This is a genomic window from uncultured Methanobrevibacter sp. (assembly GCF_902770715.1).
Classification (GTDB): Archaea; Methanobacteriota; Methanobacteria; order Methanobacteriales; family Methanobacteriaceae; genus Methanocatella.
Window position 1 is genome coordinate 25,326 of record NZ_CACXTS010000014.1, and the last position, 20,686, is coordinate 46,011.

Sequence of the window (20,686 nt, forward strand, 5' to 3'; positions counted from 1 at the left end):
TATGGATTTGCAAAAGGAATTAAGGATATTGGCAAAACAGATTGAGAATGAAATCATATTAAGGCTTCATTCTCCTGTTGGCGTTAATCCTCGCACAGGTTCAAATACCCTTATTGGTTCTGATTTGGAAAGGTCTATAAAGGTTGAGGCAGTTGATGATGAAACCATTGTATTTCAAATTGCAGATTATTACGAATATATTGTTAGAGGTTGGAAAAGAACAGGAAGATTCCCGGGTACATCATCACAGTTCATCAAGAATATCACAGATTGGGTAAGGAGAAAGCATATAAGGTTGGGAAATATGACCGAGAATCAGATTGTTTTCTACCTGTATAAGAGAATGTTGATTGATGGTAGGGAGATAGCCCCAAGACCATTTATAAATTACGATGAGAATGATGATGTTTCAAAGATATTGCCGTTTCTGGATGATTTCTTTGATAAGTGGGCTGATTGGGTGTTTGATAAAATAATGTATGATATAGATAAATTTTTTGAATAAATGGATATTAAATTAAATAATTTGCAGAATCCTTCAAATATTGTATGTTTGACAGACATTCCAAATATATTGAAGGTTGAGGATTCATCTGGTGGAACATATACAATATATAATTTACAATTTAATTCAGGTTTAGCAAGTCTAACAACAAAAGATGGACAATGGTATATTACACTATTTAATGAAACAATAACAAATGTTCTTGACCCAAATATGGCTGTTGGAAAGAATTTCTTTGTTTCGCAGTCAACTGCCTCAACAGCTGCTTCTGTTGCTAGAGCATTGAGGTGTTGTCCGACAATTGCAGCAAATTTCAATGTAAAAATTGAAGGAAACATTGTTAGAACTGTTGCAAAGAATATTGGCTCAAGTATTAATAATGGCAATATCTTAAAAACAAACATTTCCAATCAATATCTTGTAAGTTCTTATGTTGATGGTACAGCTGAAAGTACGTTGTATAATTCAAAAATAATAGTTGACGTTACATCAAATGATGAATATGTTACCACATTGGAGAAAAATTATTATGGCTCTGATGCTTCGTTTAATATTTCTCCAATATTATCAACATTATCAGAACCGGGTAAAGTGACACCGTTTGAATTAACTATAAATAAATTAAAAGATGGGGTTTATTCTCTTTTGAATAAAATTGATGATGTTTATTCAACTGTTGGGTATATGGTTAATCAGGGGAATAAATATATAAATATTGATGCTTTCAATGTCGCTCAGAATTTTAAAAGAGGTACGGAAAGGGGATTTGAAAATAACTCTTTATTGTATGTATATTCTCCAAACATACCTATTTCATTCTATAATGGTAATGAAGGGAGAATGTATGTTACTGTAGATTATGTTGATTCTGCCGGTAATATTCTTGAAACTGTAACTGTAATGACTTGGACAAATACAGATTCTTCAAAAAAACTTTGGGATATAACTATTGACCTCGCTCCAAGTACAGGATATTCTGAGAGGTTTAAGCAGTCTTTTTATATTGACGTTCACCTTGGTACAAAGACAATAAGATATAATGTTATTAAACCAATAAAGGCCACAGAATATTATCAGAGAATATATTGGAGGAATTCTTATGGGGGTATTTCATTCTTCGATTTTACTGGACAAAAATCTGAAACAAGGGATGTTGATATTCAAACATATCAAAAGAATATATTCGGATATTATGATGATGAAAAGAATGAATTGGAAAAAATATATAACAATGATGTAAAATATACTGTTTCTTTGAAATCTCATTTATTTGAGAATGATGGAAAATATATCTTCAATGACCTTATGCAAACAACAGATGCTTGGGTTGAAAGAAATGGAGAAACATACGGTATTATAATTGATTCTGTATCAGTTGAAGAAACAAATAATAATAACATATATGAAGCTACTGTTAAATATCATTATTCACAAGAGCCTTCATTAATATAATTAAATTGATATGGTATATAAATCTCATTATATTGAAATATACGTAAATGGTAATTTACTTGAATTGGAATCTCAGGATAGTTTAAATCTAAGATTTCAAAACACCATTTATGACCCTGAGAAAATATCTTCAACTCAGGCTGAATATTCCTTTGAATTTGAAATACCTAGCACACCAAACAACGATAAGATATTTAATTATGCAAATAATCTTTCAAAGTTAAATAAGTTCAGAGCAAGGTTCAATGCAGAGGTGTATGGCGATGGGACTTTAATATTTCAAGGAACATTAACGCTTAATGGCTTCAAGTCTAAAAAATATAAGTGTAATCTTGTTAGCGTTAAGACATATTCACTTGAAGAAATATTTGGCGATACGGTATTATCAGACATAGATTGGTCTGTTCCATTTGAAGGTGCAGGCAATTATCAATATACAATTAACTATTATAATAGCGTACCGCAAGAAATGGTTAAATTTCCATTGGTAAGCTATGGTGCTTTTCAGAAGACACCTTACAACTCTGATGATGTTGCAAGTGATTATACATCAAAGTATGACATTGATAAGTATAATAGGTGGTACGTTGAGAGTTTTGCCCCTTCACTTAATATGTTGGAGTATATTAAAAAGTCTTTCAACTATAAGGGGTATTCTGTTGGTGGAGATGTTTTCAATAACCCAAATTTGAATTCAATATTCATGTCAACAAATCTTGCTGACGGACAAACTCCTGATTATAACATTGGTAATCCAAAGTTTGGCTCTGTGAAACTATCAACTTCATTTTCTACTGTGTCAAAAAGTGGTTACGCTCAGGAATTGCAATTTCCTTATTATAAAATATCAGCAAAACAATCAACAACAACATTTGATATTGCAGAAGAATACAATTTTAAGGATATTATGATTTATGATATGTTGGAAAAAGGAAATGTGACCTTATCTGCATCAACATATATGTATCAACCTGATGAACATATAATTGTTATTCCTGCTGATGGTTTTTATAAAATAGAAATGGACGTTACTTCAAATCTTAATACAACATCAAACATAACAGCCGCACAATATACAAGATATAGCCAGGCAGAAGAAGAGTTAAATGAGGAAGATTTGCAATTAGCACCCGGTCTTTTTGAAATAACACCATTGGAAATACATTTGGTTAGAAATTATGGCGATAATATTGAATTAATAAAGGGAAAGAATAATACATCTTATGTTGATGGAAATCCAAATGATTCTATTGCTTGGGATAGCTACCCAAATCAACAGAATTGGCAAACCTGTTTTCCTCATGAAGATTTATATGGAGCAGAACTTCCAACGAAAGAGAATGATTTAAGATATAGAAATACATCAGAAAGAATTGGAGGTCTTAGAACAGAATCAACAGAAACCACCAGTGGAAGAATTGGGGGTCAAAGAAGCAGAGCATTTGAAAGGGAGGGTAGTAGAAGATGGTCTTATGCAGAATACGGTTATATTTATAATGACAATGAAATAATGGCATATGACCAAGCCGTTTCAGAGGCTTTTATTTGTGGCTTTTCTTCAATGAAAGGTGGAACTGTTGCAGTTATGAAGAATGGTTATAGTTGGAGTAAATCGAATGCAAAAAAGAATGAATCATTTTATCCTGAAATAGGCTATTCAAAGTTATACAGGGAAGAAGGTTCAAGCAGTATTTTGACAGAACAAACAAGATTTAACGAAAATACTTATATCAATACTCCTGTTTCAAGAATAAATGCAACAGAAAGAAATATGACAGGTTATTTGAGTTGTATGGTATATCTTAAAAAGAACGATATTTTACAACTATATGCTGTTCATAGGGGTTATCATACAACTAATGGTGGCCTTGTAAGATACGAGACAACCTCACAAGTTAATTTGAGCATTTCGGCATTTTCTCCAAGACATTATGATATTTTAAAAGCTGATAAGGCAAATAGATATGACGCAACTGTTGAATTTCCTGTAAATTTAAAAGTTACAAATTTTTTGAACAATGAAAAAAAGGTAAGCGAATGGATGCAGAATGTTATTGATGCTTTCAATTTTGAATTTGTTCAGAATGGAAACAGGGTTGAAATTAATTCAAAAAAGAAATTTGAACCATTGGGAATAGGTGTTGTTGACCTTGATAATAGAGTTAATACATCAGAAGCAGAATCTTCAATTATAGAATACCCCAAATCAATGTCTGTAAGATATAAAATAGATACAGATGAACATGGTTTTTATATTACAGTTCCTACTGAATATATTAACGATGATGATTGGAAGGATTATGGTGATTCTGGATTCACAACAGTTTATTTGAATGATGATTCATATGTAACAGAAGAGTCAAATAAAAATACTCAATTCAGTTACACTTGGTACGATAATTTTAAATGGTTTCCTGTTGATAGCAATTTTAATCAGCAAGAGGGAGTTGAACCAACAATATTAAGAATACCTGTTATTTCAAAAGAAGAATACATGATTGATGGATATGATTACACTGAATCTATGAAACATGATGGATATGGTTTAACTCAAAGATTTTGGTTTGCTCCTAAATATACTAATTGCTACGTATATACAAGAACATACCCATCTGAAATAGTTAATATATATATACCAACAAATGAATATCAGGGGCTTAATTTATCATATAAAGATACGGAAAAATCACTATTGTCTGAATATTTCAATTTAACACCATATTTGAGTTCAAACTATGTTATAGTTGAAGCTTATATATCAGCTAATGAATATAAGATGATAAAGAATGGTGCTGCAATACATTTTGATTCTGATATATATATACCTGTTGAAATAAGTGGGTTTGACCCATCCGGAGAGAATACAACAGAAATAAAGATGATAAAGAAGGTATGATGAAAAGGGAGGGTTTTACTTCTCCCTTTTTTTAATATGTTTATAAAAATATTTATTTAAAATGGCTAATAAGACATATTCCATAGTTATTAATGGTTTACAGGAAAGTATAAAAGCTGTTGATGCCCTTAATTCTTCTTTGGGAGAACTTGATAAGAAGATTAAGGCATTGGAAGGAAAGGCAGTTAAAGTTGGTTCAACTTCTTCAGGTGGTGGTTCAAAATCATCATCAACTGGCGCATTGTCAGAAGAGGAAAAGATTCAGAAGCAGATTGAACAACTTGAAGAAAAGAGAATTGCCCATTCAAAGGAAATTTATCAGAATTACCTTGCGGCAAAAGATGTATTAAAAGAGGTTGATAATGACCAAAAATCAATTGCCGCAACTGAAAGATTGCAAGCAAAGTCATATTCCAACACAATTCAGGGTATGAAACAGGAACTTGCTGATATTAAATCGGCAATGCAAACTGTTGACCTTGGTGACACTGACCAATTGGATAAAATGACACAAAGAGCAAAAGAACTGAATGATTCTTTAAAGAAGATTGAAGAGTCATACGGTCAATTTGGCCGTAATGTTGGTAACTATGCTGAAGGTGTTGCAGAAGGTCTTAGCAAGGTTAAAATTAATGTTGGTGGTACTGTTAGAGAATTTGATAATGCAAAGCAAGCTGCAAAAGAACTTGGTAATGAACTTAAAACAATGGCAGTTAATGGCCAGCAAGGAACTAAGGAATTTAAGGACTTGCAAAAGGCTGTTGCAACATTAAATAGTGATATTAAGGATGCTACTGTATCTTCTAAGGCTATGGATAACCTTCTAGATACGATGCAGTCAATTGCTTCAATTGGTTCTATTACAAAAGGATTTTCTGCATTATTTGGGTTTGATGATTCTGAAATAGAGAAGAGCATCCAGAAGTTGGTAGCATTACAGAATGTTATGCAAGGCATTGAGAAGATTAACCAACAGATGAATACTGGAGAAGGTATTGGTGGTTGGCTATCAAAGGGTAATGCGGCAATTGATTCTTTTGTTCAAAAACTTACAGGAGCAAATAAGGCACAAGAGGCATTAAATGCTTCAACAACAGCAGGAAAGACAGCTTCAGAGGGTCTTGCAGCAGCAGAAACAGCACAAGCAGCAGCAACTTCAACAGCAACTGTTGCTACAAAGGCTTTATCTGTGGCTTTAAAAGCCATTGGAATTGGACTCGTTATATCTGCAATTGCAACACTTATAACGTACTGGGAGGACATTTATAAATGGATGACTGATACAGTACCTGTATTGAAGAATCTTGAAACATGGTTTGAAAAAATAAGGGCTGCGGCTGTTGGTGTTGGTAGTGCTGTATTGAATTTTATTGTTCAACCATTTGCAACACTTGCAAAAACAATTAAGGCTCTTATTGAAGGCAATTTTTCTGAAATTCCAAATATTATTTCTAATGGTTTGAAAAAAACGTTTGATGTTGTCGGAAATTACCAAAAAGGCTATCATAAAGAAATTGAAAGGCAACAGACAGAACATAATAAGAAAGTCAGGGAAAACCAAAAGAAAGCCAATGAAGAACTTCTTAAAGATGAGGAAGCAAAGTATGGCCAATCTCATAAGCGTACCCAGGAATATCTTAAAAAACAGCTTGCTCTTACAGAAAAGGGAAGTGATGAATACAAAGATTTGCAAAGAAAATTATGGGAAGATGAAAGAAGAGAAAGGGAAGAGAATAATAAAAAATCGTTAGCATCACAGAAGCAGGATAATAGAGACGAATTGGAGGCTCAAAGAGACCTTAATAACCTCAAAATAGCCAATATGAAGGAAGGATTAAATAAAGTCCTTACGCAGTTGGAAGAGGAAAGAAAACAACGTCTTGCAAAGGTTGAAGCTGATGGTATAATGGTTGGCGAACGTCAGGTAGAAATCAATAAACTGTATGACAAAAAGATATATGATGCTAAAAAGGAGTGGGCTGAAAAGGTTGAAAAGGCTTACAGGGATATGTGGGATAATATATATAATTATTCCCTTGAAACAACCCGTAAAATGGCTGATTTAACGTCTTTAAGTGGCGAAGTTAAATCCCAAGAGTTAGAACAGGGCAAAGGCAATTTGTTTTATAAAGACATTTATGGAAGGGACATAACATCATCATATGGCGTACAAGGCAAAAATCAGTTATCAAAAGGAACACAGGAGAGTCTTGGCCTTGACAAACAAATAAATAGGCAACTTAGTGATATATATGAAGCAAGGCTTAAAACTATTGAAGATTATTGGAAAAAAAGAATAGAAACAGAAATCGCTTCTGCTAATGCAAATTATGATGCACAATTAAAACTTGAAAATGAAAGTTATCAGAAGGAATTGAGGGATACCGCTGCACATGCAGAAGATATGAAGCACCAAACATATTTGCAATATTCAGCAGGTACGATAACAGCAGAACAATATTATGAAGTTTTAGGCAGGTTGGTTGAAGAACATAGTGATAGGACAGAAGCGATAACAAAGCTTCATGATGAGAAACTTAAAAAACTTGAACAGGATAAAATAAAAAATTCTCAAAACACAAATGCTAATTACTATAGAGAAAGACTTCAGGAATTAAGAGATTTCCAAACTGCAATATCAAATCTTGAATCAAAACAACCTGTTTATAATGCTTGGGGAATATATAATATAGGAGAAACAAAAAAGAATAATGAAAATCTTTTAAAATCATATGAAACGTTAGCAGAAGATATTGTTAAATTAAAAGATGATTTGCAAAAGAAACTTGATGCTAAAGAGATTTCGTTTGATGAATTCCAAAATGCAAACAGGGAATTAGATAGATTTGTAGAAGATGTTGGCCAGAAGATGGATAAGGTTAAGAGGGAATTAACCATTGGAGACCAAATTGGAAAGTTTATTCAATCCATAAATCAGTATGTTCAAGCAGGTTTTCAAGCTGTTCAAACTGTAATGAATGCATTATCAGATTATCAGGATTATCAATTTGATAAAGAACAAGAGGAACTTGATAAATATAATGAAATGCTTGATAAAAAACTTGATGAACAACAGGATATAATTGAAAAGCATAAATCAAATGTTGATTCAATTGAAGATGAACTTGCAAATTCAAGAGGTGACAGAAGACAGCATCTTATTGACCAGTTAAACGCTGAAATATCAGCACAGAGGGCAGCACAGGCAGAAGAAAAGAGAATTCAAAAAGAAAAAGAAGCCACTGAAAGAAAACAAGAAGCCCTTGAAAAGAAAAGAAGAGAAGCTGAATATAAGCGTAATCTTATGCAAATTATGGTTTCAACAGCAATGGCAACTGCAAATGGTCTTGCAACACAACCATTTATTCCTGTTGGTCTTGCGATGGGAGCATTGGCAACAACTCTTGGAATGGTTCAATATGCGCTTGCAAAACAACAAAAACCTTATGCAAAGGGTGGACAACTTGAAGGTGGCGTTGCAGTTGGTAACAGACATAGAGACGGTGGAATACCTGTTCTTGGTGGAAGGGCTTCAATAGAAGGCGGAGAATTTATAACAAATAGATTATCAACAGAGAAAAACATTGACCTGTTAGAGTTTATAAATTCAAAGAAAAAGAAAGTTGATGTTTCTGATTTAATTGATTTCTATTCTTCAGGCAATATTAAGAGAAATATTTCAGGAATTAAAACAAAATTTGAAGATGGTGGCTATATTCCAACATTGCCAAATTCAATTGATGCATTTGATGATAGATTGATACAATCATTTGAAAATTATTCAAATAGACCAATCTACGTAACAGTAACTGATATTGAAAATAGAATGGAACAAGTTAGATACGTTAGGACATTAGCAGGCTTATAAATGAAATGGTGGTTTAACGACCACCATTTTTTATGCGATATGTTTAGAAAAAAAAGATATGAAAATTACGTTTAAAGACCTAAACATAAAAGAAAAATTGGCTATTATATCTGCCTGTGCTGCATTCATTATGGGATGGGTTCTTACTGGTATGGCAGCTTTTGTTCCGCTTTTATTATCAGAACAGAGCATTTTGTGGATTTTAGGCCAAGCAATGACATATTCGGCAGCAGTATTTGGAGTTTCAATGTACTTTAATGCAGAATCAAGAAATATGAAAAGAGAAATCGACAGACATATTGCCCATACTGAGAGAATGTTGATTGAAAGGGAAAAATTGAGAAAAGGCGTTGACGTTGAAGAAATACCAGAAACAGATGAAGAAGACTAAATATATTATATTAATTATATTAACATGTATATTATCTATATTTTTATATAATAATTATAATAATATTAAAGAATATATTTTACATGTTAATAAAATAGATACTGTTTATCATTCAGATACAATTTATAAAGATACCACATTGTATATAATTAAAGAAAAACCAGTTCCAAAGTATATTGAAACAATTAAAATTGATACTTTTTATAAGAAAGATGGAAGCGAAACTTTAATTAAAACTGAAAATAAACAATATCAAGACACTCTTACATGTGCAAACGATTCAATCATACTAAAGAGTTATATTTCAGGACAAAATCCAACATTAGACTCTATCTCAGCCGAATGGAAAAGGCAAGAAACTGTAATTACCAACACTGTGACTATAGAAAAGTATATAACCAAAAAGAAAACTTTCTGGAATAGATTCCATTTTGGTTTACAAACAGGTTGTGGCTATGGATTTACATCAAAAGAGTTTGAGCCTTATTTGGGCATTGGAGGAAGTTTTGATTTATAATTTCTTATCATAAATCATCAAATTAACATTTTTTACGATTTAAGCCCTTAATTTTTACGCACCCTTATAGTTATCCATCTGTTTAGAGAAAACGCCCTGGAGGGCAAATAAAACACTAAATAGAGGAAATTATGAGAAAGATTAAGAAGTTTATTAAATGGTATTTTAAGAATTACCAAAGATTTTGTATGACAACAGGCGGCTATTACTATAATCCAAATTTGTAATAGCCATTTTTTAATTCTAATATGTTTAAGATATGAAAATGATGATGTATAAATATATAGACTGTAAATATCCAATTGAAATCGAAAGGAATGAAATATATCCTGCGATATATGAGTATGTATTGCCAGAAGGATATTATTTTGAATCAAATGGTACAAACTTTGGAAACCATATATTTGCTAGGGATATAACTGATAATTTTTATATTGTAAGGAAAGAATATGGAGAAAATAACGGCTAATTTTGCTTTAGATGAATTAATCTATAGTCCTACTGCTAATAGATTGGGAATTGATAACACACCGGACAAAGAAATAAAGGAAAAACTTATACGTTTGGCAAAAGAAATTCTTCAACCAATTAGAAATAAGTGGGGTTCTGCTGTTGTGGTAACGTCTGCATATCGCTGTGAAGCCTTAAATAAAGCCGTAGGAGGCTCTAAAACAAGCCAACATAGGTTGGGGGAAGCAGCAGATATAAAAGTAGGCTCAAAGGCTCAGAATAAGGCTCTGTTCAATCTTATTCAAAAGATGGTAAGCAATGGAGAATTGAAAGTTGGTCAATTAATTGATGAATACGGTTATAGTTGGGTTCATGTTAGTCTTCCTAGAACCAATGGAAAACCAAATAATCAAATTCTTCATTTGAAATAATATACGTCATTGGTGCCGGGCTCGCTACCTAATAAAAGGACTGATGATAATGGAACGTGACAATTTTTGTCACGTTCCTTGCTTTACATATGTTTAATATAAAAATATTGTACAATATGGCTAAAAAAATAAAGAAATATAAGGTTGGATTAGATTCTGAAACTTACAAAATATCAATGGTATCAGAACCGGCTATTGAAGTTGATTATGTTGCATTATCCAAGCAAGATGAAGTTCAAGTTAAATTATCATCTGATGAACGTCATATTTGTTATGGCCCTGCATTAATCCCAAATAAAGACATTTATAGAAATAATGGCGAACAAGAATTCTATATTAACTTTACAGAGGAAAGCATTGTGAAAATGTCCCAAGAATTTATGAAAAACTACAAACAACATGAGGTAAATCTTCAACATGAGGAAAATGTTGATGAAGTCTATGTTTGCGAAAGTTGGATTGTTGAAGACCCATATAGGGATAAGGCAAATGCATTAGGTTTCAATGTTCCAAAGAATACTTGGATGGTAGGAATGAAAGTTAATAACATTGATACATGGGAAAGGGTTAAGTCAGGAGAACTTAAAGGTTTTAGTGTTGAAAGTGCAATACATTTGGAAGAATTTAATAAAGTTGAAAATAACGATAACATGGAAGTAGAAAATGAAACATTTTGGGCGAAGTTAAAGAACGTATTATTTGAAGCCCTAGGTAAAAATGAAGAAGAGGTTGTTGAGGAACATAAGATTGAGCCTACCAATATTGAATTGGAAGAGGAAAAGCCCGTAGAAGAGCCAAAACCTGAAGAGCCTACAGAAGTAAAGGAAGAGCCAAAAGAAGAGCCTGTAGAGCCTAAAAATGAGCCAAAAGAGGTAAAGGAAGAGCCAAAGGAAGAACCAAAGAAAGAGGATAATCATTTGGAAGAACTGATTAACAATTTAAAGGCTGAAATTGAGGCATTGAAAGAGGTTAATTCAGGTTTGAAGGATAAAATTAAGGACTTGGGCAAACAGCCATCGGCAAAACCTGCTTCAACAACTGCAAAACCTAATCCAAAAGACACATATGCTGCTTGGAGAGAACAAATGAGAGCATATATATCATAACATACTTTAACAAAAAAAAATGTAGTATGTTTATGTAAAATAAAAGTAAAAAAATAATATAGAAAAAATAATTTAATACTATGGCAAATTTCATTAACGTTAGTGGATTGACATACTGTGGCAAAGAGGCACAGGAAATATTTTCAAAGGACATCTACGACATCGACCTTCGTCAGTATGGAATTACTTTCATGGACGGAGTAAAAGGTAAGATGAAGATGTACACTGGTGAGATTGGTGATGCTTGGCAGTTATACACCTGTCCTTTCACCCCTGCTGGTGCTGCTTCACTTGCAGAGGCATTTATTGAGCCTGCTGCTATTAAGGTTAATCAGGAAAACTGTTATGACACATTCTGGAACACATTCCTTGTTGACCAAACTGAAATCAGTTTAAGAGGTGGAATCCCACAGACTTTTGCTGATTGGTATTTCGCAAAACTTCGTAAGAAGATGAGTCAGGAATATCAGGAAATTTTCTGGAAAGGTGATACTGGTTATACAGGAACATCTAAGACTTACTTAAAGGCTGTTGATGGTATCGAGAAGCAGTTTGCAGGTAACAGTGGTGTAACCAAGGTTTCAGGTGCTACAATCACAGTTGACAATGCAATTGCTCAGGTTGAAGCAGTTATAATGAAGGGTCTTGAGGTTGCTGGTAATGCAGAGGTTGACACCGAGGGTTACAAGATATTTATGAACCATCAGGATGTTCGTCTTTTAGAGGTTGCTCTTGGTAAGGTTTGTTGCCCAAATAAGGAGTCTATCTTCTCTAACTACGCTAGAGAGAATGGCAGAATTTATGTAATGGGTTATGAGGTTATCCCAACAATGCAGTCAAAGAACACTATCATATTCGGCCCTGCTAGAAACCTTGTTCTTGGTTATGATACATTTGATTCACATATCGAATATAAACTTATTGATATGAGAGATACGACTGGTGACAATATGTTCAGAGTTCTTGCTATCTCTAATATCGCTGTTGGTATCATACTTCCTGAGTTATTCGTTGTTTCAAAACCTTAATAACGAAAACCATTAAATAGAGAGTCGGGAGGTAAACAATAGGGTTTACCTCCATATTAAAAGAAAATAAGAATTTAAAATAATTATATAATTATGGCTATTTGTGCTTTAAATAGAAACCTTACTCGTACAACTTCTTGTGGTTATTCACTTCCAGAGATTGTTGACCTTTACTTGGTTAACTATGAGGAATTAAGTGGTACTCCTGCAATTTCAGCAGATAGCGCAGGTTGCGAAAGCATCACTGCTGTTACACTTGATACTGGAAAGAAAGTATACCATATTGAGCCTACAAAGAATTCTGCAAGTTTCGAAGATACATTGGTTGTAGAGGATAATGGTAACAAGTATCGCAACGCTTCAATTACATTTAACGTTGCTGGTAAATATGACGAATGTATGCATGGTTCACTTGATGCTCTTTCACTTGGACGTTATTTCGTTGTTGTGAAAACTGCTGATGGCAACTATCTTGGATTCGGAAGAATTAGCCCACTTGAGGCTGAAACTGCAACTCTTGCAGGTGGTTCTGATACCAATGGATTGCAGATTGTATTAGCAGGTAATATTGCAGAATCTCCGCTTCCATTAAGTGAAGCAGCTGTTACTGCATTGCTTGCAAATGTTGCTGACTAATTTAGGCTTAGTGCAAAAAAATAAGGTGAAGATTTAAATGTCTTCACCTTTTTTCTTTTTCTTAGGTTTCTCTTCTTCAACCTTTTCAATAAATGTATAACGATTCCATATTGAATCATAATCCCATTTTATTCCGTTTTTGATAACTATTTTTCCCATAACTATATGTTTATAATAAATTATTATTGTATGCCACGAATCTTTGATTCGTGGGTAAAAATACTAAATTTTCTCAAATTAAGAAATATTTATATTTAAATAAACATATTATATGAGTGTCACAAATTATACATTAGAGAAATGTAAATACAATCATTCAAAATTAAAGAATGTCTTATATCTGGTATCTGCTGAACATGTTAAAGATGTTCATATAGATAATGGAGAGGCATATATTGAAGATTTATCAGAATTGCCACTTAGAATAAATGGTTTCAATATCCAATATTCTGAGGAAACTTCACTGGATGAAAGATATAAGTTTGATAAGAAAATAACCCTTTCAATGAAGGGTTATGTGAATTATAAGTCATTTGAAGGAAAATATTACGCTATCATTGAAGATAATGATGGCATATATTACATGGTCAATGTTGATTTCCCTTCAAAGATTACACATACTTTCAATTTATCACAAAACGCTAATCAAACAGATTTTACCTTTCATTCATTATCCAATTTTCCAACAATAAAATTAAATTCAAATTTTGAGGTAGAAAATCTACCTTGTCTTGGATATAATGTTAATGGAATTGATAAACTAAATCTTATCAATAAGGATTATGCAAGACTGGATATAGCAAATAAGAAAGTTAAGTTAACTGGTAGTTGGAGCAATATTGAGTTTCTTGGAAATTCTTGCGTATTTCAAGAGGTTTATGATGGCGAAAGGGTAACTGATACAATTACATTTGATATTCCTTTAAATCATAAAATTGGGTGGACTTGGAATTTATTAGAATTTTTAGATAACTTATATGCTGCAAAAATTGTTTCAAAGGGAGGTGAGAATATATATTATTCAGGCTTTAACTTTGGTCTTCAACCATCATATACCATTCAGTCATCTTCAAATAATGGGGAATCAGATATTATAACTGTTACACTCATAGAAGAATCAAACTATGGTGCAACTGCCGCTATAGGCTATGAGGATGAAGATTATGATACAACATCTTGGAGATACATAAAATGGATTGGAAATATTCAATGCTACGAATGTGTTGGCTATTCTACTGCAAGATACCTTGTTCAGCAGGAAGTTGATACATTTGGTAATCCTACAGGCAATTATAAAGTTAAAGATGGTTATCAATCACAATATCAGATGTTGAATGTTGTTGGAACATTTGATGATGATGAACGGTTTAATGAAATTAGTTGTGGCGGTGATGATTGCAAGATAAACACAACAATACCTGATGTTATTGTGTTTTCATCAACAACTTGTAATACTTATACCGTATCTGCATCCTGTGATTGGAATGCTTCTGATGTTGTTTCTTATTTATCAGTTTCTCCGTCTTCAGGAAATGCAAATCAATTATATAATGTAACGGTTTGCAATAATTCTTCACAAATATCAGGTCAAACATCAACATTTACACTTCAAGCAGGAAATAATATTAAAATTGTTACTGTTGAATTATTAAAAGATAGTTTCATAAATCCTGTTGTTACTTCAATTACTTGTGTAAGTCAGGACGTTACATTTGCATTTGATTCTAAATGCCCAATTACTGTTTCTTCAATTGATTCAAGGCTAACATATGAAATAGGAAATTCAACATTGAAAGTAAATGTTCCTGCAAACCTTTTAACCACCTCTCAAAAGGTATGGCAAATTGAGGTTAGAGACTGTGGCAATAGAACTGTTCAACTTCGTATAATTCAAGATAAGGTTTATGAAGAATGGATAGATTCAGGTTTTTATATGTGTGTTGGTGGCAATTCTTATAAAGAAGAGGTTAGATATACAGGTGAAACGCCTAATAACCTTCATATAACAACAGAAAAGCGAAAAGGCGAACTTATTTTAGAAAATGATAGTAGATGTAATAATAGAATGACCAAATGGGAATTTGATGGAAACTATTATTGCATTAATGGAAATAAACAAAAAGCAATTGAACAGTTTGAAAGTTATGATAATGGCTTAACTTGGGAAAAAACAGGATTAACTCAATTGGGAGAAATAGTTGAAACAAGTTCTACTTGGTGTAATATTGTGCCTGAATATGATTGGAGATTAACAGAAAAATGGCAATGTGGTGATGGAACAGAATATATGTTTGAATATTGCGATGGAAGAAAATTCTTAATGCAAGATGTTCCAAATTCAGGCGGTACTTATTCTTATTGCATCAGGTCAATAGGAGGAAGCGAAGATATTGATTATAGAATAACTAAAATATGTGATTGGGTATCTATTACAAAAGATGCATCAGCATTTACAGTTTCTGTAGAAGAAAATACAGATGCTACGTCAGATAGGGAATGTGTAATATTCATGAATCAAAGCATAAGTGGAAAACAAGTGGCGTTAAATATTCTCCAAGCGGCTGGTTCCCCAAGTTGCAGTAGATTGCTTGATAGTTGTTGCGGCTCTTCTGATTCTTCAACACACCCCGATTGTGATATTGAACTTGGTAGACAATATGGAAGTGAGGATGATGGTATATTGGGAGGAGCAAAAATTAGAATGACAACAACACAATTACCTGATTGGCTTGCAGTGACAAACAATGGAAATTATGTTACTTATTCAGCGTTAACTGATAACACAAGTTCTGAAAGTAGATTTTTTACGGTTGAATGGGAAAAAGTTTCAGGCGGCACACCTGGCCAATGCGAAACAGCAGAAGTTATTGTTAAACAATTGGGTGGCGCAACTCCAAGGCCATATAATTTTTATTGGTCAAATGGCCTAACATATATAAAAGTTGATGTTTCATCAGATGCAGGCATAATAGATGAAAATTTAATAAGTACATATGATGGAGTTTCAACATCATACACAGCATCAGATAGCTGTGATTGGGTTGGCTCATATTCTGCAACAAACACAAATTTCAAAGTATCATATGACGAAAATACGGGAGATACATCGAGAAGTTGTATAGTTTATCTTGAACAGAATGGTAGCCATGCAAATATAAGACTTGAAATAAACCAATCAGCAGCGGGGGCACCTGAAGAAACATACATTAAGTGGAGTGATAACACCCATCCGTCAGTTTACTCAGCAACAACAACTTGGAATGGTACGTTACCGCTTATGCCTTTTTATTCATTGCTTAATGGGGTTGAAACAAATGCAGTATTATCAAGTGATTCAAATTGGATTATAACATATAACCAATTATATTACAATTATAATGAGGTTAAACCAAATAGAAATGAAACAATCTATTTGAATCCAAATACAAGTGTTAGTGAGAGAACTGGTTTGTTAACGCTTACTCAAAAGGGTGGAACTGATTATATTCAAGTTTATATAACTCAGGGAGCATATGTTGCAGACTGTTCAATTTCATCATTTGAAATACCTGATAATGTTTGTATTGGTGAGCCTCTTGAATACTCATACACAGTTAATGATGCTAGATGTGATAGAACATTCTACTTTAATGTATTTGATGCATCAGGTACTACGTTTACATCAACGTCTTCACCATATAACGGTAGAGGAACAGGAACGTTTGATACTTCAAGAATGGTTGCAGGAACGGCACAAATGAACGTTGTTATTGGTACAACGACAGTTTCAAAGGAGATACGAATTAACTCATGCGGTAGCCAATTCCAATTGGTAAGTAGTTCAACAATAGCAACAAATTGGAATGGTTTTGCTTCACCAATAACATTTATTTCAACAATAAATGATAATGACGTAAACGCAGTAATGAGTTCAAACGTATCTTGGATTAAGACAAATGGAGATTATTACATTAATCAAAATGAGTTAAGACCCGGTATTAATAATACAGTATATCTTGATAACAATACATCAACTACCGCAAGAACAGGAACGTTAACGTTAACCCAAAAAGGCACAGACAGAACCATACAAATTTCAATTACCCAAAGTGCTTATGCTGCTGACTGTAAAATTACATCATTTGCATTTACACCGGGTGATGTTTGTAGAGGAAGTGAACAGGTTGAATTTGATTTCACTGTTGCAGATAATGCTTGCACTACACCACAAAATTTCAATTTATACGATAGTGAAGGAAATATGTTTAGTACTAGTGTTACACCTTCAGGGGGTTCTGGTAGTGGCTCATTTAATACTTCAGGAATGGCTTTAGGGACTGCTTCAATGACTGTCGTTGTAAATAACGTTTCAAGTATTTTTGATAAAGAAATTATTGATTGCGGAGGTGGCGAAACTTATTGGGACACTGGTTTACCTGTTGTTGTTATAAATACTCCTGGCGGACAACCTATTACAAGTAAAGATGTTTGGATGGAAGGTGCAGAAATAAAAATATACCAAAATATAAACACTATAGTATATGATAATTCAGCACTTAGTATTAGAGGCAGAGGAAATTCATCTTGGGTATATTCTGATAAGAAACCATATGCTTTAAAATTAGAAAATAAATCTGAAATACTTGGAATGCCAAAATCAAAAAGATGGGTGCTTTTAGCCAACTATGGCGATAGAACTCTTATGAGGACTAAAATTGCAAATGAAATTGCACAATGCACAGACCTATCAACTGGTATGGGTTGGTCTCCAGATGGAGTATTTGTTGAACTTGTCCTTAACGGTGAGCATAGGGGTAACTATTACCTATCAGAGCAAGTGAGGGTTGAAACTAATCGTCTGAACATTGATGATGATAGTGATTATCTGTTAGAAATGGATAGAAACTATGACGAAACATATAAGTTCAGAAGTGCCATCAAGGATTATCCTTACAACATCAAGAGTCCAGAGGCTCCAGACGTTTCATATATCGAAGATAAAATTGATACAATCGAAATTCTATTGAACAACGGAAGTGGCTATGAGCCTTACATTGATTACAATAGTTTCGCTGACTACTGGATAGTTTATGAACTATGCCAAAATATTGAAGTTTGGGGTCATTCACCTGGTTCTGTATATTGTTATTTCTTGCCAGATTCAGGAGTGGGTAAATTGAAGATGGGGCCACCTTGGGACTTTGACTATGGCACATTCAATCTGTATTGGCCATTGAAGGCAAATCAAACTTTTTGTGATGGAACAACAGTACCAGAGAATGGTTATATGCCAGAGACACTTATGGTAAGTTGTAACATTTATTATGATTATTTGTTCCAAGACAGTCAGTTTAAGGCTGTTGTTAAACAAAGATGGAATTCAATAAAATCAAGATTGGATACCATAATTAATAGGTTTGACTACTGGTATAATAAATTATATGCTTCTGAACAATTGAATTGGGCAATGTGGGAAATACCAGACGATTTTGAGCCTTGGCATCATCCAGACTATAATCTGACATTCTCAGAAGCTGTGGGAAGAGCAAAGGAGTTCTACATAGACAGACTAAGTTATCTAGATAATTTGATAAATAACTTTTAAATGAATGGGAGAAAATTTCTCCCATTTTTCATATGTTTATATTAAAAAAATATGGTTCAAAATTGCAAATTTTATAAAGAAAAGAAACAAGTATCTTATGATAATGGCGTTACATTTGTTGATGTTGTACCGGCAGAATATAGAAAAGGGGAATTAATTGAAAGGGATTCTCCTGATTGCGGCTATGTGCCTCCAACGCCTCCTGCTTCAGGGCAATATCTTACATTTGTTGCAATAGATTCAGGAACATTTAGTTTTTCAGGTTCTTCATCAGGCTCAGTTAACAACTCATCGATTCAGTATTCTTTAGACAGTGGAAGTTCTTGGAATACATTGAATAGAAATACCCAATCTCCAACTGTATCAGCAGGACAAAAGATAATGTGGAAAGAAAGTTTGACACCAATACCTTATTATGGGGGAGTTGGAGTATTTTCATCAACTGGTAGGTTCAATATTGAAGGAAACATAATGTCATTGCTATATAGCGATAATTTCATTGGTCAAACAAGTATAGTAGATAAAAAATATGTTTTCTCATGTATGTTTAGTGACAATAGAAATGTTATAAACACTAATAAACTTGTTTTACCTTCTACAAATCTTAGTGGGGCTACTAATTGCTATTTTAGAATGTTTTCAGGCTGTACATCATTAACAACAGCACCTGAACTACCTGCTACATCATTGGCCGGTAGTTGTTACGTTAATATGTTCGATGGTTGTTCTTCGTTAACAACAGCACCTGCATTACCGGCAACGACATTAGCAAGACAATGCTATAGTCATATGTTCAATGGTTGTACATCATTGACTACGGCACCTGAATTGCCGGCCACAACATTGGAGTATCATTGTTATTGGCTAATGTTCTATAATTGTACATCATTAACAACAGCACCTGTTTTATCTGCAACGACATTAGTAGAAGGATGCTATACGGGTATGTTCAGAAATTGCTCATCATTGAACTATATAAAGTGTCTTGCAACTAATATATCTGCAACGGATTGCACCAGTGTTTGGCTTGAAGATGTTTCATCATCAGGTACATTTGTAAAAGCATCATCAATGTCAAGTTGGCCAACAGGTGAAAATGGTATTCCATCAGGTTGGACTGTTACAAATGCATAATAAAATAGTTTAAAATATAAATATGGCTTATTGTAGTTCTTATTATTTATATCAACGATATGAAAAGAGAGGAAACCAAAATTGGCTTCCATCTTATCCAAACGTATATTCCATTGATGGCGAGGGTTCACAGCCATTAAGGGCAAGGCAAATGTATGACACAGATTGCGGATGGATTCCTGATACAGAAGTTCAATACAGAACAGTATCAGGAACACCATATTGTAGCGGAGAAACAGGGTATGATAAATATGTATATGAAACATATCAGGTATCATATGATGGAGGTATAACTTGGTCAACAACAGGAACCGCTGATGTATTGGTAGAAAGAAATTCACCTGATTGCGGATATATTCCGCCAACGCCAATATATAGATGGGCTCAAATAACTCCGATTTCAGGTGATTCATCAACATATGTCTGTGATGATTGCCCTGTAGAACCAATATATAGATGGACAACAATAACACCAACTTCTAACCCTGATACGTATATTTGTGATGATTGCCCGTTAACAAATATAAAACTGTCAGCAAACTATTCTGACAGTACAACCTATACTGTAGAATGTAATTCTTCAACAACTCTTTCTAGAACTGAGGTTACTGGTCATTCAACACCTTATAGTTCAATGATATCGGCAGAAATTGGCAATTGTGTTACAAGTATTGGTAATGAAGCTTTC

General features: G+C 33.4%; 15 protein-coding genes. 14 read left to right on the forward strand and 1 reads right to left on the reverse strand.

The features are described from left to right. Position 1: 1 nt before the first annotated feature. From QZU81_RS05750 to QZU81_RS05800, 11 genes are all read left to right on the forward strand, one after another. A complete protein-coding gene (locus QZU81_RS05750) occupies positions 2-505 on the forward strand; it encodes a hypothetical protein (protein WP_295590210.1) in 504 nt (167 codons plus the stop codon). A 21-nt stretch (positions 506-526) separates the two neighbouring features. Next, positions 527-1,957 (forward strand): hypothetical protein, encoded by a 1,431-nt coding sequence (locus QZU81_RS05755; protein ID WP_295590213.1) that lies wholly within the window; start codon positions 527-529, stop codon positions 1,955-1,957. 10 nt (positions 1,958-1,967) lie between these two features. After that, a complete protein-coding gene (locus tag QZU81_RS05760; protein ID WP_295590216.1) occupies positions 1,968-4,853 on the forward strand; it encodes a hypothetical protein in 2,886 nt (961 codons plus the stop codon). A gap of 61 nt (positions 4,854-4,914) precedes the next feature. Then, positions 4,915-8,721, forward strand: a complete 3,807-nt coding sequence (locus tag QZU81_RS05765) for a hypothetical protein (RefSeq protein WP_295590220.1) — start codon at positions 4,915-4,917, stop codon at positions 8,719-8,721. 58 nt (positions 8,722-8,779) lie between these two features. Then, positions 8,780-9,112 (forward strand): hypothetical protein, encoded by a 333-nt coding sequence (locus tag QZU81_RS05770; protein ID WP_295590223.1) that lies wholly within the window; start codon positions 8,780-8,782, stop codon positions 9,110-9,112. Beyond that, complete coding sequence (locus QZU81_RS05775; RefSeq protein ID WP_295590226.1) at positions 9,078-9,629, forward strand: DUF6808 domain-containing protein; 552 nt, start codon at positions 9,078-9,080, stop codon at positions 9,627-9,629. The genes QZU81_RS05770 and QZU81_RS05775 overlap by 35 nt, the downstream gene beginning before the upstream one ends. A 259-nt stretch (positions 9,630-9,888) precedes the next feature. Next, positions 9,889-10,098: a hypothetical protein gene (locus tag QZU81_RS05780; protein WP_295590227.1), complete on the forward strand. Its 210-nt coding sequence runs from the start codon at positions 9,889-9,891 to the stop codon at positions 10,096-10,098. Then, positions 10,079-10,510 carry a D-Ala-D-Ala carboxypeptidase family metallohydrolase gene (locus QZU81_RS05785; protein ID WP_295590230.1) on the forward strand — a complete coding sequence of 144 codons (432 nt, stop codon included), beginning with the start codon at positions 10,079-10,081 and terminating at the stop codon, positions 10,508-10,510. Before QZU81_RS05780 ends, QZU81_RS05785 begins: the two co-directional genes overlap by 20 nt. A gap of 116 nt (positions 10,511-10,626) precedes the next feature. Next, positions 10,627-11,616 carry an XkdF-like putative serine protease domain-containing protein gene (locus tag QZU81_RS05790; RefSeq protein WP_295590233.1) on the forward strand — a complete coding sequence of 330 codons (990 nt, stop codon included), beginning with the start codon at positions 10,627-10,629 and terminating at the stop codon, positions 11,614-11,616. A gap of 80 nt (positions 11,617-11,696) precedes the next feature. Then, positions 11,697-12,644 (forward strand): hypothetical protein, encoded by a 948-nt coding sequence (locus QZU81_RS05795; RefSeq protein ID WP_295590236.1) that lies wholly within the window; start codon positions 11,697-11,699, stop codon positions 12,642-12,644. 93 nt (positions 12,645-12,737) lie between these two features. After that, the gene (locus tag QZU81_RS05800) at positions 12,738-13,280 is read left to right on the forward strand and encodes a hypothetical protein (protein WP_295590239.1); all 543 of its coding nucleotides are present in this window, start codon (positions 12,738-12,740) and stop codon (positions 13,278-13,280) included. Between the two features lie 33 nt (positions 13,281-13,313). On the opposite strand, the gene QZU81_RS05805 is transcribed toward QZU81_RS05800, so the two are convergent. Next, positions 13,314-13,439: a hypothetical protein gene (locus QZU81_RS05805; protein WP_295590241.1), complete on the reverse strand. Its 126-nt coding sequence runs from the start codon at positions 13,437-13,439 to the stop codon at positions 13,314-13,316. A 112-nt stretch (positions 13,440-13,551) separates the two neighbouring features. On the opposite strand from QZU81_RS05805, the gene QZU81_RS05810 reads away from it, so the two are divergent. From QZU81_RS05810 to QZU81_RS05820, 3 genes are all read left to right on the forward strand, one after another. Continuing rightward, complete coding sequence (locus QZU81_RS05810) at positions 13,552-18,864, forward strand: CotH kinase family protein (protein WP_295590244.1); 5,313 nt, start codon at positions 13,552-13,554, stop codon at positions 18,862-18,864. Positions 18,865-18,915: 51 nt separating this feature from the next. Continuing rightward, positions 18,916-19,998: a hypothetical protein gene (locus QZU81_RS05815; RefSeq protein ID WP_295590248.1), complete on the forward strand. Its 1,083-nt coding sequence runs from the start codon at positions 18,916-18,918 to the stop codon at positions 19,996-19,998. 22 nt (positions 19,999-20,020) lie between these two features. Beyond that, positions 20,021-20,686 (forward strand): hypothetical protein (locus QZU81_RS05820; RefSeq protein ID WP_295590251.1); only part of this gene is annotated, 666 nt, incomplete at its 3' end.

Coding starts and splice junctions, on each gene's coding strand:
- QZU81_RS05750 (WP_295590210.1), top strand. CDS start 2: ATGGATTTGCAAAAGGAATTAAGGATATTGGCAAAACAGATTGAGAAT.
- QZU81_RS05760 (WP_295590216.1), top strand. CDS start 1,968: ATGGTATATAAATCTCATTATATTGAAATATACGTAAATGGTAATTTA.
- QZU81_RS05765 (WP_295590220.1), top strand. CDS start 4,915: ATGGCTAATAAGACATATTCCATAGTTATTAATGGTTTACAGGAAAGT.
- QZU81_RS05770 (WP_295590223.1), top strand. CDS start 8,780: ATGAAAATTACGTTTAAAGACCTAAACATAAAAGAAAAATTGGCTATT.
- QZU81_RS05780 (WP_295590227.1), top strand. CDS start 9,889: ATGAAAATGATGATGTATAAATATATAGACTGTAAATATCCAATTGAA.
- QZU81_RS05785 (WP_295590230.1), top strand. CDS start 10,079: ATGGAGAAAATAACGGCTAATTTTGCTTTAGATGAATTAATCTATAGT.
- QZU81_RS05790 (WP_295590233.1), top strand. CDS start 10,627: ATGGCTAAAAAAATAAAGAAATATAAGGTTGGATTAGATTCTGAAACT.
- QZU81_RS05795 (WP_295590236.1), top strand. CDS start 11,697: ATGGCAAATTTCATTAACGTTAGTGGATTGACATACTGTGGCAAAGAG.
- QZU81_RS05800 (WP_295590239.1), top strand. CDS start 12,738: ATGGCTATTTGTGCTTTAAATAGAAACCTTACTCGTACAACTTCTTGT.
- QZU81_RS05805 (WP_295590241.1), bottom strand. CDS start 13,439: ATGGGAAAAATAGTTATCAAAAACGGAATAAAATGGGATTATGATTCA.
- QZU81_RS05810 (WP_295590244.1), top strand. CDS start 13,552: ATGAGTGTCACAAATTATACATTAGAGAAATGTAAATACAATCATTCA.
- QZU81_RS05815 (WP_295590248.1), top strand. CDS start 18,916: ATGGTTCAAAATTGCAAATTTTATAAAGAAAAGAAACAAGTATCTTAT.